Here is a 26,373-nt window from a genome sequence, read left to right as displayed (position 1 = left end):
CAGAACCTTGAGGGCCGGGGCCATTTCACCGCTGGATATGCCCTTGAGATAAAGCCAGGGCAGCGCAGCTTCCAGCGTCTTGGTTCTGCGCACATAAGGCGGCACCAAGGCGGATCGGAATGTCACCGGTGTGCCGTCCTTGGATCGAACCTTGGGAATGCGCACGTTTACAGGTCCAATACCCGTTTGAAATGGTCGCTCCGGATGATAGCCATTGCGAACGACAGCCGCGTGACCCGCCTCCGTACGCATCTGGGCAAATTGCGCCATGTAGCCTGAAAACTCAGCTTCTACGGCTTGTGCGATCAATTCCTGCGCCCCCGTCCTGAGCAATTCCGTAAGCGCGTCCGTCATCTTGTCTCGACGCGTAAAATCTAAAATGTTAGTCGTTTCCATGGTGGTGTATCTTTCTTTGGTTGGGATGCTGTCTCACAACAACAAGTCAACCAGATACGCCGCCAACCTTCAAACTGCCAAAACACCAGATTCAGTCATAACTCTGCAGTTAAACACATCATGCTGATGTATTTCATTTTTTCTCGCAGGTTTGAGAAGAATGACGGATCACACGAGATGTTTGAAGGTATCTGATAATTAACGATTTTTCCGCATATCTAGTGAAATTATGCCCTTTGCAGGTATCTGAATTGCCCCAATAAGAGGAGTTGTTCGTGTCAAAGTTTAGCCCTCGTAGCGGCTAAGCCAACTTCATAAAATCTCGCGGGAATAGCTTCTACTATCGCCGCGCGACTCCGTTAGTGAACTTTTCGCGCTCACCTACCGGTCTCTGAACTCATTTATGCGGCCTTTCGCTTGAAAGCCAAGGGGCTTTCGCCGCCAAGCGATGAGTGGCGATGGCGCGTGTTATAGAAGCCATTGGTATACGGGAATATAGCGCCTTCTACTTGCGTCTGGTTTCCCAGCGGTTCCGCCAGACCAGCTCTGCCTTGATCACTGCCGGGCAGTGGATGTTGCTGAACCCATTTGTTCAGCGTCGAGAGCCCCACGCCCAAATCTGATGAAAGCTGGGATCGCCACTTTCATCGAAACTTGTTTCGACTGACCTGCAATGGTTAAGCCATTGCAGGTCAGTCGCACCGCGTCACGTCGGAACTCGTCTGTGTATCCTTTGCCATTCCTTATCTCCTTCATAGCAAACATGCTCGAAAGAGATCGGGACTAAGCCGTGGCGAAGTCAGGCAGATGGCACTCAGAAATGAACCTAGTAAGACAACGCAACGTGCGTGGCCCTGTGTTTGCACAGACATCACATAACAATGCCTCAGGAGGTGCTTGAGAACAGGACCGTTACTTCTTTCTTGCTCAGTTTTGGCCGTACGCTGGTGAAGCCTTTTGCGTCTTGCGTTTCAAGTTCAGGGAAGATGGTCAGCACCTCTTCGCGCGCTTCTTGGGTAAGGGAGTTGAGAGCTTCGACACCTGGATTGAAACTCTCAGTCCATATACCATCGCTTTGGATCAACTCATGATCATCAAACATAATGTGGCAATATGTTACGTCATCAGGCTCATCAATGAAAGCAACACCAACTTCTACAAGGCTTTTTGCCATAACCAAAACTTCGCTTCCGGTCCCAAACAGAAGGTCAGCCTGCTCTGATGTCAGCATGACCTGGTGCAGTGGCGAATAGAATGTGGTCTTTTTATTGCCGATTGCGCCTTCGGGAATGCGAACAGGGCGCAGTTTTTCAAACTGTTCAAGTTCAGTCTTCCGGTGAAGGTGTTGACCGGACCAGATAACTTCTCGGGGACCATTGTCAAATGAAGCAACCCAATCACCCGCTTCGATGTCTTCGATGTCTTCGACGTTCTTCAACGTCCCGTCAGCCATTTTGATCTTGGTACCTTTCACAAAACAGGGGGAACCTCCGCCGAATACAGCACCACCGCCGCCATTGTCAAATTGCTGGAACTGCAGATTGGCGACTTTCGTGCCAGAGGCATTATAGATAAACATCTGGGTTCGGAACGTACCATACGGGTGATTGGGGCCGGTACCTTGTACCGCAGTATTTGCCTGATTGGTATTGTACATCGACGATTCACCGCCCCAGTCGGAGGGGTTGCCCGTGCCATCGTCAGGCGACACGACATGTGTCCAGCCTGGCGGCAGGGTAACACGGAAATATTCAATTGACGTGTTAAGTCTATATCCAGCTCTTACGTATAAACTTTTATAAGTCGTCATATTCGGGTCAAACGTAACATCCAGCAGCGTTCCGTTGCCGGTAAACCCGGTTTCGGTGACATTCGCATCCGGCCCGCCAGGGGCAAAGCCTTGTGCATCCCCATAAGTAGTCAGATAGTAACCTTGTCTGGGAACAGTATTGCCGTTTGTATCGTTATGAGAAACAGGACCCTGGGGCGAAGCATCATCCAGAACAATCTTGTTCACAGCGCCATTAGGATTGCCGTTATTATAAAGATACCGACTATAGGGAGGGTTTAGTCCGGTTATCGATCCGGGTCCAGTAAAATTCAACGGCATATAACTTGCTCCTACGTATCACTGACGACAATCAAAGACGTTTACAGGACATTACAACCTGAAAAAGGTTGAAATAAAAGTAAAAATGCACATTCCCATGTCGGGATCGCGAGTAATTTGAAAATATGGAAGAAAAACCACACAAAACGAAGTTGCAAAGATGAAATTACAGGATGCGCTGGCAAAACACACCTACGTCTATAGCATTGATTCGGAAGATCATGTTAAGACCGAGACAACTCTTATAGCTGGTGATACCTATGACGATTGAAAAGACATTCCATTTTATTACAGGTCTGCCGCGTTCCGGCTCTACCATGCTGGCTGCTATACTTCGTCAGAACCCCGACATTATGGCTGGCATGACCAGCCCTGTGGGCAGCATGACCGCTGCTATGCGGGCAATGATGACGCAAAACCGCGAAATCGAAAGTCTGCTGGATGATGATGTCCGGGTTCGCATGTTGCGCGGAATATTCGATAGTTATTACGCGGGTTTTCCAGATCAGAACATTGTTTTTGATACAAACAGGGCATGGTCTATCCGCATTCCAGAATTGTTGCAGATTTTCGACGATTTCAAAATGATTGCCATGGTCCGCAATCCGGCTTGGGTGATGGATTCAGTGGAACGAATGCTCCAGAAAAATGCTATCCGTCCTTCCAGCCTTGCCCCTGCGGGCAGCAATCTGGCTCAGCGTGTCGAAGCTTATATGCAGAACGGGGGATTCATCGGCGGTCCTATGGCAAACTTAAAAGAAGCCATGTATGGTCCCCATTCTTCCCGATTGATGATCGTTGAATATGAAGCACTTTGTGCCGATCCAAAGGTCACACTGAATGCAATTTATGATTTTGTCGGCAGAGATCGGTTTGATCATGACTTCACAGACTTGGACTACAAGCAGGAACGCTTTGATGAGGCCTTGAATTCTGAGGGGCTTCATACAGTCTCTGGTCCTGTAGAACAGCGTACGCGCAAAACTCTTTTGCCGCCTGAGGTCTTCATGGCGCTGTCCTCACAGGTGTTCTGGTCTGGAGATATATCAACAAATGCAGCCAGGGTTGTACTCTGATCCCCTCACAAACGGTCGATTTGAGAGTTCTCGATACCGGCACTCTGTTGCCGGTAAAAACCTTAGGCTTGTCCGGATTTAGTTCCGGTCTCTTTCGAGCGATATTCGCACTGAAGGAGATAAAGAATGGTACGGAGATACAGTGACGATTTTAGACGTGATGCGGTGCGCATCGCAACGACCGGTGGCTTAACGCGACCACAAGCGGCCTTTGAGTTGGGAGTGGGTTCAGGAGCACCAGAATAACGATCGGATGTCTGGATCACATGAAGATGTGGAAAAGGGAAATGCACGCCTGCGCAAAGAGAATTGACTTCTGCGCGAGGAGAGGGGGCTGCTAAAAAGGCGTGAGGTTTGCCTTATCCACTGCCCGGAAGTTGATATGCAGTATCGATGAGAGGGGACGCTTGGAGGAATATCTGTTCATTGAGTTTCTGTGCCGTATTTTGCGTCTTCTTGTGGTTTCCGTGCATGGCGATCACGGCCGATCAGCCCGGGGCGATATGGTGCTTTTGGGCCATATCGCCATGAGCAACACCGTCCCCAACAACATCGCCAGATTTCGCAAAGAACAGGGCATGTCCCAAGCGGCCCTTGCAGATCGTCTCAATATGTCGATCACGCAACTGTCGCGGCTGGAACGTGGGATTTCATCGGTGACGCAATTCAGGATGCAGGTGCTGGCGGAATTATTCGGCGTTGAGCCACACGAACTCTTCAAAGACAGCAAGTCTAAGGAGCGTGTCGAATTGAAAGTAATGAAGGATGTGATCGTCCAGTTGGACGAAATGGTTGCCCGGCTGGATGTGTCGCTGACACCAAAGCAACGTGGTGACCTGACGATTGAACTGTATTTGCTGGAAATCAATGATCAGGATGCCGACACATTGTCCGATCATCAGGTTGATCTGAAAAGTTCGAAGGCATGGTGCGGGCATTGGGGTGGTAATTCACGCCGGAATTGTCTTCGTGGTTAGCCAAGTCAGGGATTGGTGGGGGTGTTCCGTGTGATTTTGTCCCAATAATGAGGCGACGTTGCCCCAATAAGGGATTCTTGAAAACTCAAAAATCCCTTATTTTTAAGGCATATTTACACAGACATGCAGATGTATTTCATCTCGAGGTATTCTTCGATGCCGTGGTGAGAGCCTTCGCGGCCGAGGCCTGATTGTTTGACGCCGCCGAAAGGTGCCACCTCTGTGGAAATCACGCCGGTGTTCACGCCGACCATGCCGTATTCAAGGGCTTCCGCGACTTTGTAAACGCGCGACAGGTCTTTGGCGTAGAAGTAGGACGCGAGGCCATAGATCGTGTCATTCGCCATTGCGATCACATCATCGACGTCATCGAATTTGAACAGCGGCGCAAGCGGGCCGAAGGTTTCATCGGTCGCAACCTGCATCTCCTGGGTGACGCCTGTGACGATGGTTGGTTCATAGAAGGTGCCACCCAATGCGTGCGCTTTACCGCCGGATAGCAGGGTTGCGCCCTTAGATGTCGCGTCTGCCAGATGTTCTTCGACTTTTGCCACAGCCGCTGGGGTGATCAGGGGGCCGGTTGTGATGCCGTCTTCCATACCGTCGCCCACGTTCAGTTTTGCAACGGCGGCTGCCAGTTTTTCAGCAAAGGTATCATAGACACCGGCCTGCACGTAGATCCGGTTCGCACACACACAGGTCTGGCCGTTGTTGCGGAACTTACAGATCATCGCGCCTTCCACGGCGGCATCGAGATCCGCGTCATCAAAGACAATAAACGGCGCGTTGCCACCCAGCTCCATTGAGCATTTCATCACCTGGTCCGCCGCCTGACGCATCAGGATACGACCGACATTGGTGGAGCCGGTGAAAGTCAGTTTACGTACAGCAAAGTTTTCGCAGAACTCTTGGCCGATGCCTGCTGCATCTGTCGCTGGAATCACGTTAAAGACACCTGCTGGAATGCCGGCACGTTCCGCCAGCACAGCCATGGCAAGCGCAGACAGTGGGGTTTCCGTCGCAGGGCGCGCCACAAAAGTACAACCGGCCGCAAGCGCTGGGGCCGCTTTACGGGTGATCATCGCATTTGGGAAGTTCCAGGGCGTGATGGAACCCACAACACCGATGGGCTGTTTCAGCACCATGATGCGTTTGTCAGGCTGATGTCCCGGGATGGTTTCGCCGTAAACCCGTTTGGCTTCTTCCGCGAACCATTCAACAAATGACGCGCCATACATGATCTCGCCTTTGGCTTCTGCCAGAGGTTTGCCCATCTCAGCGGTCAGGATCGCGGCAAGATCATCCGCATTTTCAACCATCAGATCGTACCAGCGGCGCAGAGTGTTCGCCCGTTCCTTGGCCGTCAGGGCTGCCCAGGGTTTCATCGCAGCTTCAGCATCCGCAATACAGGCTTCGGTCTGCGCGCGGCTCACGTCCTGCACGGTGGCAATGACGTCGCCACGCGCCGGGTTTTTCACGTCAAACGTTGCGCCGGTTTCAACCCATTCACCATTGATATAGGCGCGGGTTTCCAGCAGGGCAGGGTCTTTCAGCAGGGATTTCAGGTTTGTCGCGGACATGGTATTTCTCCGAATGCAGAACAGTTGCGCTTTCAAAGCACGCAGCCTAAGTCTTGTCCAGATAATATGATCAAATCTTCAGAGGTAGAGCCAGCCATGCCGGATACACAGTCCAACGATGATGCTTATGCGAACGGTGCCTATATTGTAGGTGCGGCCGACTACCCGGGCCGTTGGGAAGAACTGGCCCATGACTGGCGCATGCATGAAAATACTGCGGGGCGGGCGCGTCTGAACCTGACGTATGGCGAAGCGCCACGACAGCAGTTTGATCTGTTCCTGCCGGAATGCCGCCCGGAAGGTACGCTGATTTTTATCCACGGTGGCTATTGGCGGGCGTTTGACAATAAGTCTTGGTCGCATCTTGCCAGGGGCGCGCAGGTACGGGGCTGGGCAGTGGCGATGCCGTCCTATACGCTGTGTCCTGAGGTATCGATTGCAGATATCACACAGGAAATCTGCAAGGCGCTGCACCATATTGCGGGGATGACAAAAGGGCCGATTGCACTTGCGGGGCATTCCGCCGGAGGGCATCTGGTGGCGCGGATGTTGTGCCAGGATGTAGAACTTGCACCTGATGTCGCGGCACGTTTGGTGAAAGTCACACCGATTTCACCACTGTCCGATTTGCGCCCGCTGGTCGATACGGCAATGAACGATGACTTTACCATGGATGGGGATGCCGCCTGGGCCGAAAGCCCCTTGCGTGAAACAGCGCCCCGAAATGTGCCCATGACCTGTTGGGTTGGTGGTGATGAGCGCCCCGCGTTTATTGATCAAGCGCGCTGGCTGGCAGAGGCATGGAACCAGGAGTTGGTCGTAGATCCTGATCTGCATCATTTCAATGTGATTGACGGGCTGGCAGACGGAAATTCATCACTGACGAAGACGGTGCTGGGGTTTCAACCAAGGATTTGATCCCTTGGTTTTTTGTGGCTGACAGAGCGTGTTAAGAAATGGGGTTGTGGGTTGTGAGAGGGCGCACAAAATTGCAGCTTGCGCCAGGTGGGGCAGGCCGCGTATTGGGGGCACAGATAACGGATGAGCGATCATGACTGCATTTACCCCCACGTCTGACAATACACGCCAGCTGCGTGATGCCTATGGCCGCTTTGCGACCGGAGTGTGCATTGTCACTACGCAAACTCCAGCGGGTCCGGTTGGCATGACCGTGAACAGCTTTTCTTCTGTGTCTCTGGATCCGGCTCTGGTTCTTTGGTGCCCGATGAAAGGGTCTGATCGTACCGAACACTTTGCATCCGCCAGCCATTTCGCCATTCATGTGCTGCGCGAAGATCAAGGTGACTTGGCTATGATGTTTGCAAAACATGGCGATGCATTTGGCGGGCTTTCAGTCAGCGAAGGGATGGGCGGTGTGCCGCTATTGCCAGACTGGAGCGCAAGGTTTGAATGCGTGGCAACCGCGCAGCATGATGCCGGGGACCACTTGATTCAAATCGGGCAAGTCCTGAGGGCCGATTACAATGACTCGGCACCGCTGATCTTTACGGGCGGAGGCTTTGGAGGATTCACCGCGTCCTGATTTATTTTTTGCCGAATGTATCCTAGGGGATGGGGGCAGCGCCCCCACCTGTTTAGCTGTCAGAACGCTTTGGTAGCACCCAGTCCGGACGTGCAAAATGGCAGGTATAGCCATTTGGGTTCTTTTCTAGGTAATCTTGATGAAACTCCTCTGCGACCCAGAAATCGCTTGCAGGTATCACCTCTGTTACCACTTTTCCAGGCCACAGGCCTGATGCATTTACATCTGCAATTGTATCCAGGGCGCAGGCTTGTTGTGTTTCATTGGTGTAGAAAATTGCAGACCGATAGCTTGTGCCCAGATCATTACCCTGGCGGTTGCTGGTTGTCGGGTCGTGGATCTGAAAGAAAAACTCTAGCAGTTTTCGGAAACTGGTTTTCGACGGGTCAAAAATAATTTCGATCCCTTCGGCATGTGTCCCATGATCCTTATAGGTCGCATTGGGCACATCACCGCCTGTGTAACCGACGCGGGTGGAAATCACACCATCCATGCGACGGATCAGGTCTTCCATACCCCAGAAACATCCTCCGGCCAGGACTGCGCGTTCTGTGCTCATTATTTCTCTCCCTCAAACAAATGTGCATATTCGCCATAGCCCTCGGATGTGAGATCCGCCAGCGCAATAAAGCGTAGAGAGGCGGAATTAATACAATAGCGCAGCCCGCCCTGATCCATAGGCCCGTCCGGGAAAACATGGCCCAGATGACTGTCGCCATGGGTGGAACGCACTTCGGTGCGGACCATGCCATGGGTTATATCGCGCAGTTCCTGAACATGGCTGTCTTCCACAGGTTTCGAAAAGCTGGGCCAGCCACACCCGCTGTCAAATTTGTCCATCGAGGTGAACAGCGGTTCACCTGAAACAATATCAACGTAAAGCCCTGGGGCCTTGTTTTTATCAAGGACGCCCGTAAAGGCGCGTTCAGTGCCGTTTTCCTGAGTGACCCGGAATTCTTCTGCACTTAGACGGGCGATGGCGTCGGGGTCTTTATGGTAACGTGTCATGGCGTTCCTTTCCGTGTTGAAGGGAATATGGGCAGGGCGTGATCATTTGTCCATGAAAGTTACAGCTGATGATTTTCTTGTGAGAACCGCGCGAGGTCGGTGACAAGACCCGTCGGGAAGACTACATACGCAACATGGATAAGAAAACAGCAATCACCGCCTTCGCAGCGCTCAGCCAGGAAAGCCGACTGGATGTGTTTCGCCGTCTTGTACAAGCGGGAGAGAAGGGCATGTTGTCCGGGGAAATCGCCACAGCCCTTGATCAAAAACAGAATACGGCCTCTGTAAACCTGTCCATTCTCTTGCGTGCCGGTCTAATCCGCAATGAACGTGATGGGCGCACGGTGCGTTATTTCGCAGATTTTGACGGGATTGGCGGGATGCTTGGGTATCTTTTGGAAGACTGCTGCGGTGGCCAAGCCGATCAATGCCAGCCGTTGATCCGTCAGTTAAAGCTGGGCTGTTAATCGGGTTTTATGCCTTTGGACGTGCCGCTTTTTCGGCAATGCCTGAGACACCTTCACGTCGATCAAGTTCCGCAAGAACGCTGTCAAATTTGACACCAGATGCCTGTAACATCACCAGGAGATGATACAGCACATCTGCGGCCTCAGCTGTCAGATTGGTCGTGTCACCTTTGACCGATGCGATGATTGCTTCTACCGCTTCTTCCCCAAATTTTTCGGCGCATTTCTCTGGGCCTTTCGCCAAAAGTTTGGCTGTCCAGGAACTGTCTGGGTCGGCGCTGGCGCGGTTGGCGATGGTGTCTGCAAGGCGGGAAAGCGTATCCATGGGTTACTCCAGTCGCATTGGAATGCCCGCGTTTGCCATATGTTCTTTGGCTTCGCGGATGGTGTAATCACCAAAGTGAAAGATAGAGGCGGCCAGCACTGCTGATGCGCCGCCTTTAGTTACACCTTCAACCAAATGATCCAGCGTGCCGACACCACCAGACGCGATCACAGGCACATGCACCGCATCCGAAATGGCACGGGTCAGGGGCAGGTTGAAACCGGCACGGGTGCCGTCCCGGTCCATGCTTGTCAGTAGGATTTCACCGGCGCCTTTTGCCACCATGGTTTTGGCGAAACTCACAGCATCAATACCCGTAGCATTGCGCCCACCATGGGTGAAAATTTCCCATTTTCCGGGCGCCACGGTTTTTGCATCAATCGCGACAACAATACATTGGCTGCCAAATTGATTTGCAGCCTCTGATACAACATCAGGATTGGCCACGGCGGCGGAGTTAAAGGACACTTTATCTGCACCTGCAAGCAGCAGATCCCGCACATCTTTTGCACTGCGCACGCCGCCCCCGATGGTCAGGGGCACATAACATTGTTCTGCGGTCCGGCGTGCCACGTCAAACATGGTGCCGCGGTTTTCATGGGTAGCTTTGATATCGAGAAAACAGATCTCATCGGCGCCGGCGGCATCATAGGCACGTGCGCTTTCTACGGGGTCGCCCGCATCAATCAGATCAACGAAATTCACGCCTTTAACGACGCGGCCTTCAGCGACGTCTAGGCAGGGAATGATACGGGTTTTCAGCATGTTTGCCCCCTGATGGTGTTGCGGCGGTTTTAGGCGCAATCCTGTCGAAAGGGAAGGCTCAATGCAGTGATCGCAAATCGTGAGTGCGGGGTGTGGTACGGGCTGTGGGGCCAAAGCCATTATCAATGCGCAGGTTTGGGAACAGATTGAACAATTCTTCTCGGGCGGCTTGTGGCATCAATCCCTTGGACAATTGGCCTGCATGCAGGCTTTCAGAAGGGGCACCATTGGCGAAAATGACTTCGTGGGCATCAAACAATAGATGAATGTAAGACACGGTGTCTGTGGAATGGTCTGGGATAACCTTCTGATCATCTAGCAATGCTTTGGCGGGGACCAGGATTTCACGTTCAGCAAACAACAGTTCTGCACGCCATCCGGTCAACATCATGCGATGCTGTGGTGATACACGCATGTTTTGCGATGGCAGGCCAGGCCCCAATGCGCCTTTGCGGATGAGAATGGGCTGGTGGTGTGGATTGGCCGCGAGATGCGCAGCATCCAGTGTTCGCACGCAGACCCAACGCAAAGCCTGAAACCCATTGTCCGCCGTGAGAACCATATCACCGGCCTGAAGAACTTCGACCGGACGCAAACCCGTGGCTGTCCGGATGAGCGTGCCTGGTGTGAAGCAAGGGATTAAACCCAAATTAAACCCAACAACCCCGACCACTTCGTTGATGTGGTTGACTTCGTTATCTTTGGATTTTTCTTCTTCGATTTTAAAGCTGGCACCATTGCTGTTGGTGCCAGTCAGGACCAGGCGTGCAGTGTCAGCACCTGCTATGGTTTGTGTGTCACCGACATAAACCCCATTGCTGAATGTGGTACCCAGTCCGACGAAATCGGCATTTTCATCAACGCCACCTTGGCGTTTGGCCGCACCAGACCCATCCACGTTGGAACCGCCAGCTTGAATGGCAATCCAACCAATGGTTTCGGTCCCGTGAGTGCCATTCATTTGTTCTTGTTCTTGTAGGCGAATATCAAAACCGGACGATGTGACATTCAGCGGGTCGCTGTCCACCGTCGTGTTATCATTGTGAGACATGACCGAGGTCAGTACCACAGGTGTTCCTGAAAATGGCGTTCCGAAGTTCACGCCTGTAGACCCAGAACCATTTGCCTGGGTATCTCCCGCCGTGATCGTACGGCCATCAGGCAACGTATGTGTACCTTTTTCGATGGCGACCCAGTGAAAATCTTCGTTACCATGGGTGGCGTCGCTAAGGTAATCCCATTCTTCGATGATAAAGCTGAATCCAGTGTCATCCGTCGAAACGATGCGCACAGAAAAGGGCGAGTTACCGCCTGCAGTTGACGTTATTGCGATAATAGGGTCTGTCAAGTCTTCGGTGAAGTCTACCCGAATTGGGGCATCTACAACCGGTTGACTTGCAGTCAATTTGCCTGCTTCACCAATAGCCACTTTATGACCTGTACTTATTATTTTTCACTGCGTTTTTTGCGAATCATAGAAAGAAAATGATTCGCTGAGAAGCGAAAAGTTTAGCAAAGGTTAATTTTTGTGGGTGTTTCCGAGATTGGGAAAGGTGATTTCTTCCCACTGTTAACGCTCAGACCCGGTGGGTCTGAGATTTGTTTTTTGTCAATTGTTTAACTTAATCAATCCCTTAAGGTTGATAGCGCTTCAGTTAGATCAATCGCGCCGTCATACAAAGCGCGGCCGGAAATTGCGCCGTTCAAGTTTGCGCCGCAGTTTTTCAGAGCACGCAGATCTTCGAGTGAACTAACGCCCCCAGACGCAATCACCGGGATAGATACGGCACGGGCCAGATCTGCAGTGGCTTCGACGTTCACGCCTTTCATTGCGCCGTCGCGCAGGATGTCGGTGTAGATGATCGCGCAAACACCTGCGTCCTCAAAAGATTTTGCTAGATCAGTGACCATCACATCGGTTTCTTCCGCCCAGCCTTTGGTGGCCACTTTACCGTTGCGTGCATCAATACCAACGGCGACTTTGCCCGGGAATTCTTTTGCGGCCTCACGCACCAGATCCGGGTTTTCCACGGCGACTGTGCCCAGGATGACGCGGGCGAGGCCTTTGTCGATCCAACGTTCAATTGTTGCCATATCCCGGATGCCGCCGCCCAGTTGGGCAGGGGTTTTTGTCTGTTTTAGGATCTCTTCCACCGGGGCGGCGTTCACAGGTTCACCTGCAAAAGCACCATTAAGATCAACAAGATGTAACCATTCACAGCCCGCGTTTACGAATTCCATCGCCTGGGCTGCAGGGTTGTCGTTGAACACGGTTTCCTGTTCCATATCCCCATGCACAAGGCGCACGGCGCGGCCGTCTTTGAGGTCGATAGCGGGGTAAAGGATCATGGGGAACTCCTGACTGATTCAGCGCGCTTTTGCCATGTTGTGTATGGATTTGCAAAGAGCCTGTGGTCGCAGCTTCACCTGAGGTAAGTCTGGACAGATGATAGTATTGCCCGCCATCATGGCGAAAACTTAAAAGGGAGAGATGTTATGAAAAAGATTGCACTGGCTGCGCTGGGCTTTGTTGCTATGGCTGGAACTGCAATGGCAGACCCGATCCACGGCACCTGGCAGACCATTCCAGATGACAATGGTCATTATGGTCATATTGAGATTTCTGCTTGCGGATCAGCGGTTTGCGGAACCCTGGTGCGGGCCTATGACAGTGCGGGCACGCAGCTTGAGACTGACAATGTTGGCAAACGTTTGGTCTGGGATATGGAAAATGTTGGCGGTGGTGAATACGACAATGGCAAAGTCTACAGCCCGGACCGTGACAAGACTTACAACGGCGAAATGGAATTGTCCGGAAACAGCCTTACCGTGAAAGGTTGTGTGTTTGGGATCTGCCGTTCCGGTGGCACCTGGAGCCGTGTGAACTGATTTAAGTTCATCCCTTGTGGGGGCGCTGCCCCCACACCCCGGAGTATTTCAAGCAAGATGAAACCGGGGCGTTGAAGGGGGGATTTTGAGATGCACAACGTATGCACATTATATGCATATGTTATGCATATCGGGCGGGCGGCGGATTAAGCCGCCCTTTACCTGTGTTAAGGCTTCCAGGTTAGGAAGTTGCCGATCATGCGCAGCCCGGTGTGTTGGCTTTTTTCCGGGTGAAACTGCATGCCGATCATCGTGTCGCGTGCGATAATCGCCGTGACATTGCCGCCGTAATCCACATGGGCAAGCTGATCCTGCGGGTTGGTCACATCAAATCGAAAGCTGTGCACAAAATAGGCGTGATCGCCGGATTGGATACCATCCAGTACAGCATGGTCCTGATGCAGCACCAGATCGTTCCAGCCCATATGCGGAACTTTCATCGCGGGGTCAGACGGGGTGATTTCGACAACCTCGCCTTTGATCCAATCAAGACCTGGCGTGTCTTCATATTCGCGCCCCATTGAGGCCATCAGCTGCATGCCAACACAAATGCCAAGAAAGGGGCGGCCGTCTTTGGTCACGGCCTGTTCCATGGCCTCGCAGATCGCGGTGTGATCCACCAGTTCCTGGCGGCAGGCAGGGAAGGCGCCATCACCCGGCAGAACCAGGCGGTCGGCGCGGGCGATTGTATCGGCGTCTGAGGTTACGATGACCTCACCGGCATTGGTTTCCGTGGCCATGCGCTGGAACGCTTTTTCGGCCGAATGCAGGTTGCCGGAACCGTAGTCAATAATAGCCGTCAGCACTTAGAGAGCCCCTTTGGTGGAAGGAATAGCATCGGCTTTGCGCGGATCGGTTTCCACGGCGATGCGCAGGGCGCGGGCCACGGCCTTGAACGCGGCTTCGACGATGTGGTGGCTGTTGAACCCGTGGATCTGGTCGATGTGTAGGGTGATGCCGCCCTGTGTTGCGAAGGCTGTGAAGAATTCGCGCACAAGTTCCGTGTCAAATGTGCCGATCTTTTGGGTAGGCACATCAACATTCCAGACAAGGAACGGACGCGCGGAGAGATCCAGGGCACAGCGCACCTGTGCGTCATCCATCGGCAGGTGACATTCGCCATATCGACGGATGCCTTTTTTATCGCCAAGCGCCTGTGTCAGGGCCTGACCCAGGGCAATGCCCACGTCTTCGACTGTGTGGTGGTCATCGATATGTAGATCACCCGTGGCACGCACGGTGATGTCGATCAGAGAATGGCGCGCCAACTGATCCAGCATATGGTCAAAGAAACCCACGCCGGTCTGCATGTTATAGACGCCGGTACCGTCGAGATTTATCTCAACGGAAATGTCAGTTTCATTGGTTTTACGGGTCACGGTTGCTGTGCGCATGGCGGGCCTCTTGAATAAACTCATCTGCTTATAGGGGGCGGTGGCGGAATTTCCAATATGCTCAATTGCCCATTGTGTGGGTGCGGCGATCTGTGCGAGATTTCGGGTAACTTATAACGGGAGAGATCCATGACAAATCTGGTTTTTGTGCAGCTGCGCTGTCGTCCGGGCACGACCTATAAGGTGGCGGAACAGATCATGCTGAAAGAAGTGCATTCTGAGCTGTATTCCACATCAGGCGATTATGACCTGATTATGAAGCTTTATGTGCCGGAAGGCGAAGACACCGGTAAGTTTATCAACGGTATCCTTGCCGATGTGACGGAACTTGAACGGTCTCTGACGACCATGACGTTTAAGGCGTTTTAAGGCGGATCAGCGGGGCGAGGGCCCAGGACAGGAAGAATGCCCCGGCAGCCACGCAGATGATGGTGGGCCCGGCGGGGGTATCATATTGGGCCGACAGCAGAATGCCGATCAGGCCGGATGATGCACCGATGCTGGTTGCGAACAGAGCCATGGTTTCGGGGCTGCGGGCCAGTGGTCTTGCGGCGGTGGCGGGGATGATCAGAAGTGCCCCGATCAAAAGCGCACCGACGATTTTGATGGCAACGGCAACCACCAGCGCAAGCGCGAGCGTTAGGATCAGTTCTTCGCGTTTGGGGCTGATACCACTGGCCTGCGCCAGATCAGGCGATAGGGTGGCGGTTAACAGGTTTTGCCAGCGTGTCAGGATCAGCGCACAAATCGCAAGTGAACCGGCCCAGATCAGGGCAAGGTCTGCTTTGCTGACGGCCAGGATTTCTCCAAACAGCCAGGCGGACAGATCAATACGCACGCCTTGCATCAGCGATACGGTCACAAGCCCTGTCGCAAGGGCGCTGTAAGCCAGCACGCCGAGCAGGCTGTCATGGTTTAGGTGTCGCCCGGCCAAGGTTGAGAGCAGCAAGGCCATAAGCACGGAAATGCCAAGAACACCGGTGAGGGCAGAGGTGCCAAATGCCAGGGCTAGGGCCACACCCAGAATGGCCGCATGGGCGGTGGCGTCACCCAGATAAGCAAGCCGTCGCCAGACCACGAAACAGCCCAGAAGACCTGCGGCAAGACCTGTGCCAATGGCGGCCAGAATGGCGCGGATCAGAAAATCATCCAGCATGTTCAGTCTCTTCCAGCGGGTGGTTGCAATTAGGGCCATGGGGATGGCTGTGGTCATGGTCGTGGCGATATAATGCCAGCGCGCCCTGTGTGCCATTGCCAAAGAGTGCGCGATATTCCGGGGCAGAGGCCACGATATCGGGGGTGCCGTGGCAGCAGACATGACCGTTCAGACAGATCACACGATCCGAACTTGCCATGACAACATGTAATTCATGGCTGACCATCAGGATGGCGCAATTTGTTTCATTTCGCAGGGTTTCGATCCGGCGGTAAAAAGCGGCTGATCCGGGTTGGTCCAGGCCCGTGGTGGGTTCGTCCAGCATCAGAAGGTCAGGTTTTTCCAGCAGGGCACGGGCCAGGACAACACGTTGAAACTGACCGCCGGAAAGGTCTGCGATTTGGCGGTTTTCCAGCGCTTCGGCCCCGGCTGCGGCAAGGGCTGTGCGAATATCGGCCATGTTGCGGCGTTTCGGCAAAGACAGAAAACGACGCGCGGTGAGTGGCAGGCTGGGATCAATGCGCAGGTTTTGGGGAACATAGCCGATGCGCAGGCCCGGCGCGCGGGTGATACTGCCGGATGACACGCGGGCTGCGCCAATGATGGCGCGCAAAAGCGATGTTTTACCAGATCCATTGGGCCCGACCACGGTGACGATTTCCCCGCGGGTGATGCGAAAATCCACGTTGCGCAGAGCGGCGGTGCTTCCGGCTTGGACCGAAATATCACGTGCTTCTATCAGCTGGGTCATGATGTGGTATCTGTCCCGGCGTTGTCGCGGCACGAGGGGCAGGTGCCTTCGATTTCGATCACGGCGGTGTTGATCGTGAAACCCATCTGATCTGCGGCACGCCCCAGATCGCCGGTGCCGGGGGATGCTGGGATTTCGGCCACAAGATCACAATCAGAACAGATCATAAAGGCGGGGTTATGGGCCTGTCCTGGGTGCATGCAGGCGGTCCAGGCGTTCAGCTTTTCAACCTTATGCACAAGGCCGTGGTTTTGCAGGAAATCCAATGCGCGGTAGACAACAGGGGGTTGGCTGCCCAGGCCTTCGGCCGCCAGATGAGGCAAAATATCATAGGCGCCTAGGGCTTTATGCCCTTCTAGGAGGATTTCCAGCACGCGGCGGCGCACTGGGGTCAGTTGAAGTTTGTTTTGCGCGCAATGGTCCTCTGCCGCCTTGATAGAGGTCGCGACACAACTGCTGTGGTCGTGTTTTTCAAATCCGCTGTTGCTCATATCCGGCTTTCATCTGTTTTTGGTTGCTATGTTATAATGTATCATATATCGCTGAAGGTCAAATGTAATAATATAACATGAGAGCGCCATGCTGAAATATTTGCCCGCTGCCCTGACACTGACAATTGCAGGTGCTGCATCTGCCGAGGTTCCTGATGTCGTTGCGGATATCGCACCCATCCAATCCATTGCTGCCCGGGTCATGCAAGGTGTTGGGACCCCTGATGTATTGTTGCCCCCGGGGGCCGATCCGCATCATTATGCGATGCGCCCATCTGAAGCGCGTTTGTTGCAGAACGCTGATTTCGTTCTGATGGCTGGTGCGGGGCTGACACCTTGGTTGAATGACACGCTGGATACATTGGCGGCGGACGCGCAGCGGTTGGAGATGGCGCGCATAGAGGGTGTTGTTCTGATTGAGGCGGCGGGATTGTCTGATGACGATGATCACACCGGAGAGCACCATCACGAAGAAGAGGGCCACGGAGAGGATCATCACGAAGCTGGGCATGACGATGACCATTCAGATGATCCGCATATGTGGTTGAACCCTGAGAACGCAATTGTATTTGCCCTAGAACTGGCGGAAAGCTTGGCGACGGCTGATCCTGAACATGCGGATGCCTATGTTGCGAATGCCTCTGAATTCTCTGAGGAATTGTTGTTGGTGATATCGGACACGGAACAGCGCATGGAGAAAATTCAGGCCAGTCACATCGTCACCCATGATGCCTTTGCCTATTTTGAAACACGGTTTGGCAAACGCGCGCTGGGCGCGGTGAGCAATTCACATGCGACGCGTCCTGGGGCTGCGCATTTGAAGGAAATGCAGGCGCTTGTTTCCAGTCAGAACGTCACCTGTGTTCTTGCGGAACCGGGCTATGCCGAAGGGCTGTTGGAAACAGTTTTTGAAGGGCATGCGTTCACGGTTTCTGTTGCTGATCCGCTGGGCGGATCCTTGGTGCCGGGGGCCGATCTTTATGCTGGTATTCTGTCTGAACTTGCCCGTGCATTCGAGGCCTGTGCAGGTTGACCGGCTGCCAAACAAGGCCCTGATCGGAAAAATGCGACGGTCAGGGCAATATAGCCTGTAAATATGTGGCTGCTGCTGTAATGCTATTGGCATGAGCAGCAGGCACGAGACATATATCATTGGCGTTGATGGCGGTGGAAGTGGCTGTCGTGTGGCGATTTCTGACACGCAGGGGCATATTCTGGCCCGTGCCGAGGGGGGCGCTGCGAATGTTTCGACGGATTTTGCGGCGTCGATCCGGAATATTCTTGCTGCAATGGAAACAGCGGTACAGCAGATTGAAATAACCCTAGATGATCTTGGGGCATCGGCTGTTCATTTGGGGCTGGCCGGTGTGATTTCCGATGAAATTTCTAACCGTGTCGCCGCAGCGCTGCCTTTTCAGAATATATGCGTCACAGATGATCGGCCTACGGCCCTTGCGGGGGCTTTGGCCGGGCGTGATGGCAGTCTTTTGGCGATTGGCACCGGGGTGATTGTCGCGACCCGAAACGGAACAATGCTATGCTGTGCCAGTGGTTGGGGCCTGCAAGTGTCGGATCACGGCGGCGGTGCCTGGCTTGGGCGGCGATTGCTGGAAGAGGTTCTGTTTTGTTGCGATGGCCTGCGTGAACACACGGCGCTGACACGTAAAATATCGAATGATTTTTCTGGAGATCCTGCGCAAATCGCAAGCTTCAGTTTGACTGCTTCGCCCGGGGATTTTGGACAGTTCGCCTGTGATATCGTTTCCTTTGCGTCCCAGGCCGACAATGTGGGGCAGATGTTGTTGAAATCCGGGGCTGCGTATTTGCAAGATAATTTGCGGGCAACAGGATTTCGTGCAGGTGATCAGCTGTGTCTAAGTGGCGGTCTGGGGCCCATCTATGCGGCCTATCTGGCGGATGAGTTTACGCAAGATTTGATTGCTCCGGAAGGGGATGCGCTTGCGGGGGCGTTGCAATTGGCGGCGGGGCTGCAGGCGGAGAGGGATGGATGACTGAATTTCAGACACAAATGCGGCGCGAGACCTTGGAAATCCCCGATGCAACAGAGCGTCTATTGTCCATGGGGGACGCGGCAATTCGTTCCGCAGCACAGGCGTTACGTGACCGGGACCCGGCGTTTCTGATCAGCGTGGCGCGGGGATCTTCTGATCACGTGGCGAGTTATTTCAAATACGCCAGCGAGCTGTTGTTGGGGGTGCCCGTTGCATCTGTAGGCCCCTCAGTTGCATCTGTTTACAAACGCCCGCTGCGGCTGGCAGGCAGTGCCAGTATCGCGATTTCGCAATCGGGACAAAGCCCGGATATTGTTGAAATGGCGGCCATGGCGCAGGCTGGCGGGGCTTTGTCATTGGCGATTACCAATGATCCGTTATCGCCACTTGGGCAGGTCAGTGACCATATTTTGAACCTGCATGCAGGGCCCGAAATCAGCGTGGCGGCAACCAAAACCTTTGTGACATCTGCCATTGCTGCGATTTGGGTGCTGGCGGAAGTGGCGCAGGATCAGGATTTGCTGCGGGCGATCCGCAACCTGCCCAAAACGCTTGCGCTGGCAGTACAGCAGGATTGGTCTGCGGTGGTGGCTGCGCTGGAGGGCCATAATTCATTATACTGTCTTGGGCGTGGGCCATCCTGGGCGATGTCAAATGAAGCGGCGTTGAAGTTTAAGGAAGTGTGCCAGATCCACGCGGAAAGCTATTCTTCTGCCGAAGTTTTGCATGGGCCTGTGTCCCTTGTTGGTCCGGGGTTTCCTGTTCTGGCTATGACCGGGCAGGATCCTGCGGAGCCAGTGTTGGTGCAGGTGGCTGATCAGATCTCTGATATGGGGGGGCAGGTTTTTGTCACATCCCCGCTTGCACAGACAGCGACATCTTTACCAGTTGTGCGCAGTGGGCATTTTCTGACGGATCCCATCGTGGTGATCGCGGGTTTTTATGTGATGGTTGAACAGGTTGCCCGGGCACGCGGTATCGATCCGGATGTGCCACGGAACCTGAAAAAAGTAACAGAAACGGTTTGAAATGAAGTTTACGGCCTATTCCGGTGTTCAGGTTTTTGACGGCACTCAACTGCATGCGGGTAAAGCGGTGTTGTTTGCTGAAGACGATGCGTTTTCCGCCCTTATTGCTGTATCTGATCTTCCGGAAGATTGCGTGCATCACATTCTGGATGGCGGCGTCATTGGCCCCGGTTTTGTTGATCTTCAGGTCAATGGCGGAGGGGGGGTAATGTTTAACGATATCCCGTCCCTAGAGACGCTGAAGACAATTGCGAAATCGCATCAGGGCCTGGGCGTGGCCGGCTTTTTGCCGACACTTATCACGGATACACGGGCCAAAAGCCAGGCTGCGATCAATGCGACCATCGAGGCGATTGATGCCGGTGTTGAAGGTATTTTAGGGCTGCATCTTGAAGGGCCACATCTGTCGATTGCGCGTAAAGGGGCCCATGACGGCACCCTGATCAGGCCAATGGACGATGCGGATCTTGCGATGTTGTTAGATGCGGCGGCACAACTGCCGAATTTGAAGATGACGGTTGCCCCGGAGAATGTGACGAGAGCGCAGGTTGAAACCCTTGCAAAGGCCGGGGTGCTGGTATCGCTTGGTCATACCGACGCTGATTTTGAGACATGTCAGCGCTGGATGGATGCGGGCGCGCATTGTGTTACCCATCTTTTTAACGCGATGAGCCAGCTTGGAAACCGTGCCCCCGGATTGGTCGGGGCGGCACTAAATACAGATCATGTGTCGGCCGGATTGATTGCCGATGGCATTCATGTGCACCCCGTTGCTATGCGTGCGGCCTTGGCGGCGAAACGGGGGCCGGGGCGGGTGTTTCTGGTCAGTGACGCGATGGCAGTGGCGGGATCGGATGAGACGGAATTTACGCTGAATGGCCGCACGATTTTACGCCGTGGCGGGCGGTTGACCCTGGCGGATGGAACGCTTGCCGGGGCAGATCTGGATCTGGCACAGGCAATTCGTACCCTGGTTCAGGATGTTGGTGTCGCATTGGAACAGGCATTGGCTATGGCCACGTCAATACCTGCGGATTTGTTACAGAAAAATCTGGGCCTGGGGCGGTTTGAACCGGGCAAAAAAATACGCCCGATCTGGTTGGACCGGGCGTTTGATTTGCGTGTTTTGCCTTAATCAGGCTTTTGCGAGAACCAGTTGGGCTTCGCGGAAAGAGAGGAGGCGTTTGCTGTTTTCGTCCCACAGGTGAAGGCGTGCAGATGCAATGCTTTCGCCGATTGTCAGACGGTTGGCTTCGGCCAGTTCGCTGTGATCGCGCAGCACTTCAGTCAGGCGGTAAAACGGAATGCGGCTGTAGAGGTGATGCACATGGTGAATGCCAATATTGGCGCTGAACCACTGCAGCACTTTTGGCATTACATAGTGGGAACTGCCGTGCAGGGCTGCTTCGTGCAATTGCCAGTTTTCATCAATTTCCCAAAAGGTTTCTTCGAACTGATGCTGCACGTAGAACAGCCAGACACCAGCGGCAGCCGCCAAGAGTGTTGAGGGCAGGAAGATCAGCAGAAGGGGCATCAGGCCGCCGAAATACCAGACAAGGCCAAGTGCAATGAAAAGAACAAGGTTGGTTCCCATCGCGCTGACCCAATAGCGGAGCCCGTTCATCAGGCCCAGCGGCAGACGGTTCTGCAGCAGAAACAGGTAACCCGGACCAAAGACAAATAGGGTTACCGGGTTGCGATACAGACGGTAGGTCAGGCGTTGAAATTTGGACATTTCTTCGTATTCCGCAACGGTTGCGGTATGGATGTCGCCCATGCCACGGCGGGCCAGGTTTCCGGCGCTGCTGTGGTGGATTGAATGGGTGCGACGCCAGACGTCATATGGGGTCAGGGTTAAAACGCCAAGACCACGTCCGACCCAATCACTGACATGTCGATTGCTGAAAAACGCACCATGTCCACAATCATGTTGAATGGTGAACAGGCGCAGCAGAAAGGCGGCGTTTACCAGTGAGATCGCAAAAGCCAACCAGTAGCTGACAGACAGCGACCACCAGGCCAGAGCCCAAAGCAGGAAAAACGGAACGGCCGTCACACCCAGTTCAAATGTGCTGCGCCATTGGTCAGGTTCGCGATAGTTCGCAAGAACCTTTACCCAGTCACGTGCGGCGGTGGAATTCTGAAGGACGGGGCCCGGGGCTTCTGATTTGGTCATGTGCCTGCTATCTTGTCGTGGTCGCTATTTCGGATAAACGACCTGCGCATCATAGCAAGTAAAATCTTAATGATCGGTTCGAAAAGTCGCGTTTGGGCGCAAATGTAGCAGATTTCGCTATCGCTATTTGCGGATTTCCGCATATTGAGGAGAAACGGTTATCTGATCCGGGATGCGAATTTACGCCCGGGATGTTGCCGGTTTCGAGACAGGACTGAATAAGGAATTGTGAAATGATGCGTACACGCGCTGCTGTGGCTCTGGAAGCGGGCAAACCTCTTGAGGTGATGGAAGTGAACCTGGAGGGCCCGAAAAAGGGCGAGGTTCTGGTGGAAATCAAGGCAACCGGCCTGTGTCACACCGATGAATTCACCCGGTCCGGTGCCGACCCCGAAGGTCTGTTCCCATCCATTCTGGGCCATGAAGGCGCGGGTGTTGTGATGGAAGTGGGCGAAGGCGTGACCACGTTGAAACCCGGCGATCACGTGATTCCGCTGTACACGCCTGAATGTCGCGAATGTCATTCCTGCCTGTCCGGTAAAACCAACCTTTGCACCGCGATCCGTGGCACGCAGGGGCAGGGGCTGATGCCCGATGGCACCACACGTTTTTCCATGCTGGATGGCACGCCGATCTATCACTACATGGGCTGTTCCACCTTTGCGAACCACACGGTTCTGCCGGAAATCGCGCTTGCGAAAGTACGCGATGATGCGCCGTTTGATAAGATCTGTTATATCGGCTGCGGCGTGACCACGGGCATTGGTGCGGTGATCAACACGGCTGGCGTTGAAATCGGGTCTACTGCTGCGGTCTTTGGGCTTGGTGGCATTGGTCTGAACGTGATCCAGGGCCTGCGTATGGCGGGTGCGGATAAAATCATCGGTGTAGATCTGAACGATGACAAGGCGGAAATGGCGAAGAAATTCGGCATGACTGACTTTGTGAACCCGTCAAAACTGGGCGACCAATCTGTTGTTGAAGCCATCGTTGAGCTGACCAAAACTGACAAAGACCCGTTTGGCGGCGTGGATTATTCCTTTGACGCAACCGGCAATGTTCAGGTGATGCGTGATGCGCTGGAATGTTCGCACCGGGGTTGGGGCGTGTCCGTGATCATCGGTGTGGCCCCTGCGGGTGCCGAGATTTCAACCCGTCCGTTCCAGCTGGTGACTGGCCGTGTCTGGAAAGGCACTGCCTTTGGTGGCGCAAAAGGCCGCACAGATGTGCCGCAATTTGTTGATTGGTACATGGACGGCAAGATCGAGATCGATGAGATGATCACGCATAAGCTGACCCTGGATCAGATCAACGAAGGCTTTGAGCTGATGCACGCGGGCAAATCCATCCGCGCGGTTGTGGAATTCTGATTTTCCCGGATCGTTGAGAAATTGAACGGCCCCTCGCAATCATGCGGGGGGCTTTTTGATGGGGAGACTTTGCCCCTTATTGGGCCGTAAGCGCTTTGGGATGATTAGTCTTTGGAGCATACCAGTAGCCCTGATATTGTTGGATACCTTGCATCAATGGATGAGGGGTTATGCAGCTTTTCTTTCGTCCGGTCGACAGGCCGGACAGCCCCCGACCCTCCCCGTCAAACCGAAGGTTTGCCTATGGCAAAACGGAGGGGGCTTCACCCCCACCCAGGGTCAGGGGCTGTCCTTTGTGTAATGGACTAAGTTTTTATTTGGGCGTTTTGATCCGCACAGCTATAGATTGTGTATGACAGATTTTTTTAAAGAACTTTTAGAGGACATGAGGCAGCGCATCCGCAGCCCGTTTATTGGGTCAATTATCTTCGCGTTTGTAGCAATCAATTGGCGCGCGCTGTTTTTCCTGTTCTTTGCCGATGTACCTGTGGTGGATAGAATTTCATATTACGATGATCACACGACGTTTTGCTGGAGTTACGCCTTTCCAGTTGGACTAGGGATAGCGGTGGCAGTGCTCATGCCATGGCTAAAGTACTATGGTGCGTGGATTGCAAAAAGACCTGCTACAAAATTGTATGAACTACAAACGGCAGAAGCTAGGCGGCGTAGAACAGAGCATTCAAAATTTGAAGAAGAAGAAGAAGAGGCTCTGAGGCGACGTGAGCGTCGCAAAGAAGAAGCGCAAATTGAGTTGATTGAAGAAAGTGAAGGTGCACAGGTCTCTACCGAGGATTCTGTTGGGAGCACTGATGTACAGGAAGTAGTGCCTCGCGAAATTCAACTCGCTCGCTCACTTGATACGGTTAGTCGGGTGATCGTAGTAGTGTTGGGGTTAACTTCGGAAGACGGTTTGAAAGTCGACACTCTTTACAGTGACGAGGGATTCCAGAAGTTTTTGACTCAAACTGGTCATGAAGCAACGGGTGTCCGGTTGGAGCAGGAGTACAAGCACGCGGTTCAGAGCTTGCTTAGAATTGGAATAATTGAGGTTACACAAGTTCCTGTGCGTACTGATCCGCTGAAAAGAAAGTTTGATAACATAGGCAAGCTCTCGTTATTGGGATACGCAGTTTTTGATGCGATCCGTGAAGATATTTCTAGTGTCGCTGTCGATAAATCTTAGAGTCGTGGGCATTCTGGTTGCTTGTACTTTGTCGCGTTACTGTTAAAAACGCTCTCCCTCTGCATTCTATCTACGCAATAGGGCTCCGCCCGTTGATCTGGGAAATGATCCCCCGGATCATTTCTTTTCCCGGATCAATCCCCACAGATCATATTCCCCTGCCTCATCGACCTCAACGGTAACGATATCTCCGACCTTCACGTTTTCGGTTCCCTCATCAATAAACAGGTTGCCGTCGATCTCGGGGGCGTCGGCCATGGTGCGGGTGGTGGCGATGCCGTCTTCGTCAATGTCATCCACGATCACATCCAGAATTTTGCCCACTTTGGCTTCCAGTTTGGCCTCGGAAATCGCCTGAGCTTTTTCCATGAAACGTTCCCAGCGGTCTTGTTTGATCTCTTCCGCCACGTGATCCGGCAGGTCGTTTGAGCGCGCGCCATCAACGTTTTCGTATTTGAAGCACCCCACACGATCGAGCTGCGCTTCGTCCATCCAATCGAGCAGATGCTGGAACTCGGCCTCGGTTTCGCCGGGGTAGCCAACGATGAAAGTGGATCGCAGGGTGATGTCGGGGCAGGTGTCGCGCCAGGCGGCGATTTCGCCCAGGCTTTCCGCCATGCCAGGGCGCGCCATGCGTTTCAGAACATCCGGATGGGAATGCTGGAAGGGGATATCAAGGTAAGGCAACACGCCATTTGCAGGATCCGCCATCAAAGGCATGAGATCGCGCACGAACGGGTAGGGGTAGACGTAATGCAGCCGCACCCAAGCCCCAAGCGACCCAAGATCGCGGGCGAGGTCCTGGATATGGGCGCGATGACCGCGGTCTTCGGCAAATTTGATATCCATGCCATAGGCAGACGTGTCCTGGCTGATGACCAGAAGTTCGCGCACACCAGCGTCCACCAGTTTTTCGGCCTCACGCATGACGGCATGGGCCGGGCGGCTTTGCAAACGGCCACGCATGTCAGGAATGATGCAGAACTTGCAACGGTGATTGCAACCCTCTGAGATCTTTAGGTAGCTGAAATGGCGCGGTGTCAGAGAGACGCCAGAGGCGGGCAGCAGATCCACAAACGGATCAGGCGATGGCGGAACCGCACCGTGCACAGCATCCAGAACTTGTTCATATTGATGCGGGCCGGTGACCGCGAGAACATTGGGGTGGGTGCCGCGGATGTAATCTTCTTCCGCGCCAAGACAGCCGGTGACGATGACTTTACCGTTTTCATTCAGGGCCTCGCCAATCGCTTCAAGGCTTTCGGCTTTGGCGCTGTCAAGGAACCCACAGGTGTTCACAATCACCGCATCCGCGCCGGTATAATCCGGGCTGATGGCATATCCTTCCGCACGCAGACGGGTCAGAATGCGTTCGCTATCGACCAGTGCTTTGGGGCAGCCAAGTGAAACCATGCCAATACGCGGCTGGCCATCACGGGTGTTGCTGTCGCCCAGACGGATCTGTGGGGCGAGGTCAGGGCGGAGTTCTGGCGGATTGCTGGATGATGTATTCATCCGCTTCCTATACGGGGTTTGGGGCATGTGGGGCAAGGGCGGGGTCGTGGGGAATGCTTGCGAACTTACCTGCGTTTAATATTTCGTTTAGGCTATGGCATCATAATCTGAACAGGTTGCCTGCTGCGGGGCAATTTCTGAGATGGTTACATTCGGGC

The 26,373-nt window shown here is 53.7% G+C and carries 29 protein-coding genes and 1 pseudogene; 13 read left to right on the top strand and 17 right to left on the bottom strand.

Going from position 1 to position 26,373, the window contains the following annotated elements; all coding sequences use genetic code 11:
- From ACPGUT_RS08295 to ACPGUT_RS08285, 3 genes and pseudogenes are all read right to left on the bottom strand, one after another.
- Positions 1–396 (bottom strand): transposase (locus ACPGUT_RS08295; protein ID WP_423990261.1); only part of this gene is annotated, 396 nt, incomplete at its 3' end.
- 401 nt (positions 397–797) lie between these two features.
- Positions 798–952, bottom strand: a pseudogene (locus ACPGUT_RS08290) (IS3 family transposase); the annotation flags it as partial.
- A gap of 330 nt (positions 953–1,282) precedes the next feature.
- Positions 1,283–2,506, bottom strand: coding sequence for a Hint domain-containing protein (locus tag ACPGUT_RS08285; protein WP_423990259.1), 1,224 nt, complete (start codon positions 2,504–2,506; stop codon positions 1,283–1,285).
- Positions 2,507–2,766: 260 nt separating this feature from the next.
- Between ACPGUT_RS08285 and ACPGUT_RS08280 the strand changes: the two genes are divergently transcribed.
- Positions 2,767–3,582: a sulfotransferase family protein gene (locus ACPGUT_RS08280; RefSeq protein ID WP_423990258.1), complete on the top strand. Its 816-nt coding sequence runs from the start codon at positions 2,767–2,769 to the stop codon at positions 3,580–3,582.
- Positions 3,583–3,989: 407 nt separating this feature from the next.
- Entirely contained in the window at positions 3,990–4,559 is a 570-nt protein-coding gene (locus ACPGUT_RS08275; RefSeq protein ID WP_423990256.1) for a helix-turn-helix domain-containing protein, read from the top strand.
- A 113-nt stretch (positions 4,560–4,672) separates the two neighbouring features.
- On the opposite strand, the gene ACPGUT_RS08270 is transcribed toward ACPGUT_RS08275, so the two are convergent.
- On the bottom strand, positions 4,673–6,139 hold the full coding sequence (locus tag ACPGUT_RS08270; RefSeq protein ID WP_423990254.1) for an NAD-dependent succinate-semialdehyde dehydrogenase: 1,467 nt from the start codon (positions 6,137–6,139) through the stop codon (positions 4,673–4,675).
- 96 nt (positions 6,140–6,235) lie between these two features.
- Between ACPGUT_RS08270 and ACPGUT_RS08265 the strand changes: the two genes are divergently transcribed.
- Together ACPGUT_RS08265 and ACPGUT_RS08260 are read left to right on the top strand one after the other, a co-directional pair.
- The gene (locus ACPGUT_RS08265) at positions 6,236–7,057 is read left to right on the top strand and encodes an alpha/beta hydrolase (RefSeq protein ID WP_423990252.1); all 822 of its coding nucleotides are present in this window, start codon (positions 6,236–6,238) and stop codon (positions 7,055–7,057) included.
- Positions 7,058–7,190: 133 nt separating this feature from the next.
- A complete protein-coding gene (locus ACPGUT_RS08260) occupies positions 7,191–7,682 on the top strand; it encodes a flavin reductase family protein (RefSeq protein WP_423990250.1) in 492 nt (163 codons plus the stop codon).
- 52 nt (positions 7,683–7,734) lie between these two features.
- Here ACPGUT_RS08260 and msrA read toward each other — a convergent pair whose 3' ends face one another.
- A complete protein-coding gene (gene msrA / locus ACPGUT_RS08255) occupies positions 7,735–8,241 on the bottom strand; it encodes a peptide-methionine (S)-S-oxide reductase MsrA (RefSeq protein WP_423990248.1) in 507 nt (168 codons plus the stop codon).
- Positions 8,241–8,690 carry a peptide-methionine (R)-S-oxide reductase MsrB gene (gene msrB / locus ACPGUT_RS08250; protein ID WP_423990246.1) on the bottom strand — a complete coding sequence of 150 codons (450 nt, stop codon included), beginning with the start codon at positions 8,688–8,690 and terminating at the stop codon, positions 8,241–8,243. Before msrB ends, msrA begins: the two co-directional genes overlap by 1 nt.
- A 134-nt stretch (positions 8,691–8,824) precedes the next feature.
- On the opposite strand from msrB, the gene ACPGUT_RS08245 reads away from it, so the two are divergent.
- The gene (locus tag ACPGUT_RS08245; RefSeq protein ID WP_423990244.1) at positions 8,825–9,157 is read left to right on the top strand and encodes an ArsR/SmtB family transcription factor; all 333 of its coding nucleotides are present in this window, start codon (positions 8,825–8,827) and stop codon (positions 9,155–9,157) included.
- A gap of 7 nt (positions 9,158–9,164) precedes the next feature.
- Here the strand turns inward: ACPGUT_RS08245 and ACPGUT_RS08240 are convergent, their stop codons facing one another.
- The 4 genes from ACPGUT_RS08240 to hisA form a co-directional block, all read right to left on the bottom strand.
- Positions 9,165–9,482, bottom strand: coding sequence for a phosphoribosyl-ATP diphosphatase (locus tag ACPGUT_RS08240; protein WP_423990242.1), 318 nt, complete (start codon positions 9,480–9,482; stop codon positions 9,165–9,167).
- Positions 9,483–9,485: 3 nt separating this feature from the next.
- Entirely contained in the window at positions 9,486–10,247 is a 762-nt protein-coding gene (gene hisF / locus ACPGUT_RS08235; protein WP_423990240.1) for an imidazole glycerol phosphate synthase subunit HisF, read from the bottom strand.
- 58 nt (positions 10,248–10,305) lie between these two features.
- Positions 10,306–11,676, bottom strand: a complete 1,371-nt coding sequence (locus tag ACPGUT_RS08230; RefSeq protein ID WP_423990238.1) for a Hint domain-containing protein — start codon at positions 11,674–11,676, stop codon at positions 10,306–10,308.
- A 197-nt stretch (positions 11,677–11,873) separates the two neighbouring features.
- On the bottom strand, positions 11,874–12,596 hold the full coding sequence (gene hisA, locus ACPGUT_RS08225) for a 1-(5-phosphoribosyl)-5-[(5-phosphoribosylamino)methylideneamino]imidazole-4-carboxamide isomerase (RefSeq protein WP_423990236.1): 723 nt from the start codon (positions 12,594–12,596) through the stop codon (positions 11,874–11,876).
- A gap of 147 nt (positions 12,597–12,743) precedes the next feature.
- Here hisA and ACPGUT_RS08220 point away from each other — a divergent pair, with 147 nt between their 5' ends.
- A complete protein-coding gene (locus ACPGUT_RS08220) occupies positions 12,744–13,136 on the top strand; it encodes a DUF2147 domain-containing protein (protein WP_423990234.1) in 393 nt (130 codons plus the stop codon).
- 167 nt (positions 13,137–13,303) lie between these two features.
- Here ACPGUT_RS08220 and hisH read toward each other — a convergent pair whose 3' ends face one another.
- Positions 13,304–13,942 carry an imidazole glycerol phosphate synthase subunit HisH gene (hisH, locus tag ACPGUT_RS08215; protein ID WP_423990232.1) on the bottom strand — a complete coding sequence of 213 codons (639 nt, stop codon included), beginning with the start codon at positions 13,940–13,942 and terminating at the stop codon, positions 13,304–13,306.
- Entirely contained in the window at positions 13,943–14,530 is a 588-nt protein-coding gene (gene hisB, locus ACPGUT_RS08210; protein ID WP_423990230.1) for an imidazoleglycerol-phosphate dehydratase HisB, read from the bottom strand.
- A 129-nt stretch (positions 14,531–14,659) separates the two neighbouring features.
- On the opposite strand from hisB, the gene ACPGUT_RS08205 reads away from it, so the two are divergent.
- Positions 14,660–14,899 (top strand): Lrp/AsnC ligand binding domain-containing protein, encoded by a 240-nt coding sequence (locus ACPGUT_RS08205; protein WP_423990228.1) that lies wholly within the window; start codon positions 14,660–14,662, stop codon positions 14,897–14,899.
- Here ACPGUT_RS08205 and ACPGUT_RS08200 read toward each other — a convergent pair.
- Genes ACPGUT_RS08200 through ACPGUT_RS08190 form a run of 3 tightly spaced genes read right to left on the bottom strand, consistent with a single transcriptional unit; the run spans position 14,886 to position 16,928 of the window.
- Positions 14,886–15,686, bottom strand: coding sequence for a metal ABC transporter permease (locus ACPGUT_RS08200; protein WP_423990226.1), 801 nt, complete (start codon positions 15,684–15,686; stop codon positions 14,886–14,888). The genes ACPGUT_RS08205 and ACPGUT_RS08200 overlap by 14 nt on opposite strands.
- Positions 15,676–16,437: an ATP-binding cassette domain-containing protein gene (locus ACPGUT_RS08195; RefSeq protein WP_423990224.1), complete on the bottom strand. Its 762-nt coding sequence runs from the start codon at positions 16,435–16,437 to the stop codon at positions 15,676–15,678. Before ACPGUT_RS08195 ends, ACPGUT_RS08200 begins: the two co-directional genes overlap by 11 nt.
- Entirely contained in the window at positions 16,434–16,928 is a 495-nt protein-coding gene (locus ACPGUT_RS08190; protein ID WP_423990222.1) for a Fur family transcriptional regulator, read from the bottom strand. The genes ACPGUT_RS08195 and ACPGUT_RS08190 overlap by 4 nt, the downstream gene beginning before the upstream one ends.
- Before the next feature lie 88 nt (positions 16,929–17,016).
- Between ACPGUT_RS08190 and ACPGUT_RS08185 the strand changes: the two genes are divergently transcribed.
- From ACPGUT_RS08185 to nagA, 4 genes are all read left to right on the top strand, one after another.
- Positions 17,017–17,961, top strand: a complete 945-nt coding sequence (locus tag ACPGUT_RS08185; RefSeq protein WP_423990220.1) for a zinc ABC transporter substrate-binding protein — start codon at positions 17,017–17,019, stop codon at positions 17,959–17,961.
- Between the two features lie 91 nt (positions 17,962–18,052).
- Positions 18,053–18,940, top strand: a complete 888-nt coding sequence (locus ACPGUT_RS08180) for a BadF/BadG/BcrA/BcrD ATPase family protein (protein ID WP_423990218.1) — start codon at positions 18,053–18,055, stop codon at positions 18,938–18,940.
- Positions 18,937–19,968, top strand: a complete 1,032-nt coding sequence (locus tag ACPGUT_RS08175; RefSeq protein ID WP_423990216.1) for an SIS domain-containing protein — start codon at positions 18,937–18,939, stop codon at positions 19,966–19,968. The genes ACPGUT_RS08180 and ACPGUT_RS08175 overlap by 4 nt, the downstream gene beginning before the upstream one ends.
- Position 19,969: 1 nt before the next feature.
- Entirely contained in the window at positions 19,970–21,103 is a 1,134-nt protein-coding gene (gene nagA / locus ACPGUT_RS08170; RefSeq protein WP_423990214.1) for an N-acetylglucosamine-6-phosphate deacetylase, read from the top strand.
- Here nagA and ACPGUT_RS08165 read toward each other — a convergent pair whose 3' ends face one another.
- Complete coding sequence (locus ACPGUT_RS08165) at positions 21,104–22,144, bottom strand: fatty acid desaturase (RefSeq protein ID WP_423990212.1); 1,041 nt, start codon at positions 22,142–22,144, stop codon at positions 21,104–21,106.
- 236 nt (positions 22,145–22,380) lie between these two features.
- Between ACPGUT_RS08165 and ACPGUT_RS08160 the strand changes: the two genes are divergently transcribed.
- A complete protein-coding gene (locus ACPGUT_RS08160) occupies positions 22,381–23,514 on the top strand; it encodes an S-(hydroxymethyl)glutathione dehydrogenase/class III alcohol dehydrogenase (protein ID WP_423990265.1) in 1,134 nt (377 codons plus the stop codon).
- A gap of 352 nt (positions 23,515–23,866) precedes the next feature.
- Positions 23,867–24,700, top strand: a complete 834-nt coding sequence (locus ACPGUT_RS08155) for a hypothetical protein (RefSeq protein WP_423990210.1) — start codon at positions 23,867–23,869, stop codon at positions 24,698–24,700.
- A 117-nt stretch (positions 24,701–24,817) separates the two neighbouring features.
- On the opposite strand, the gene rimO is transcribed toward ACPGUT_RS08155, so the two are convergent.
- The gene (rimO, locus tag ACPGUT_RS08150; RefSeq protein ID WP_423990208.1) at positions 24,818–26,215 is read right to left on the bottom strand and encodes a 30S ribosomal protein S12 methylthiotransferase RimO; all 1,398 of its coding nucleotides are present in this window, start codon (positions 26,213–26,215) and stop codon (positions 24,818–24,820) included.
- Positions 26,216–26,373 lie beyond the last annotated feature (158 nt).

This window comes from Halocynthiibacter sp. (assembly GCF_049608145.1).
Lineage (GTDB): Bacteria > Pseudomonadota > Alphaproteobacteria > Rhodobacterales > Rhodobacteraceae > Halocynthiibacter.
This window is presented reverse-complemented; position numbering and strand designations above follow the sequence as displayed.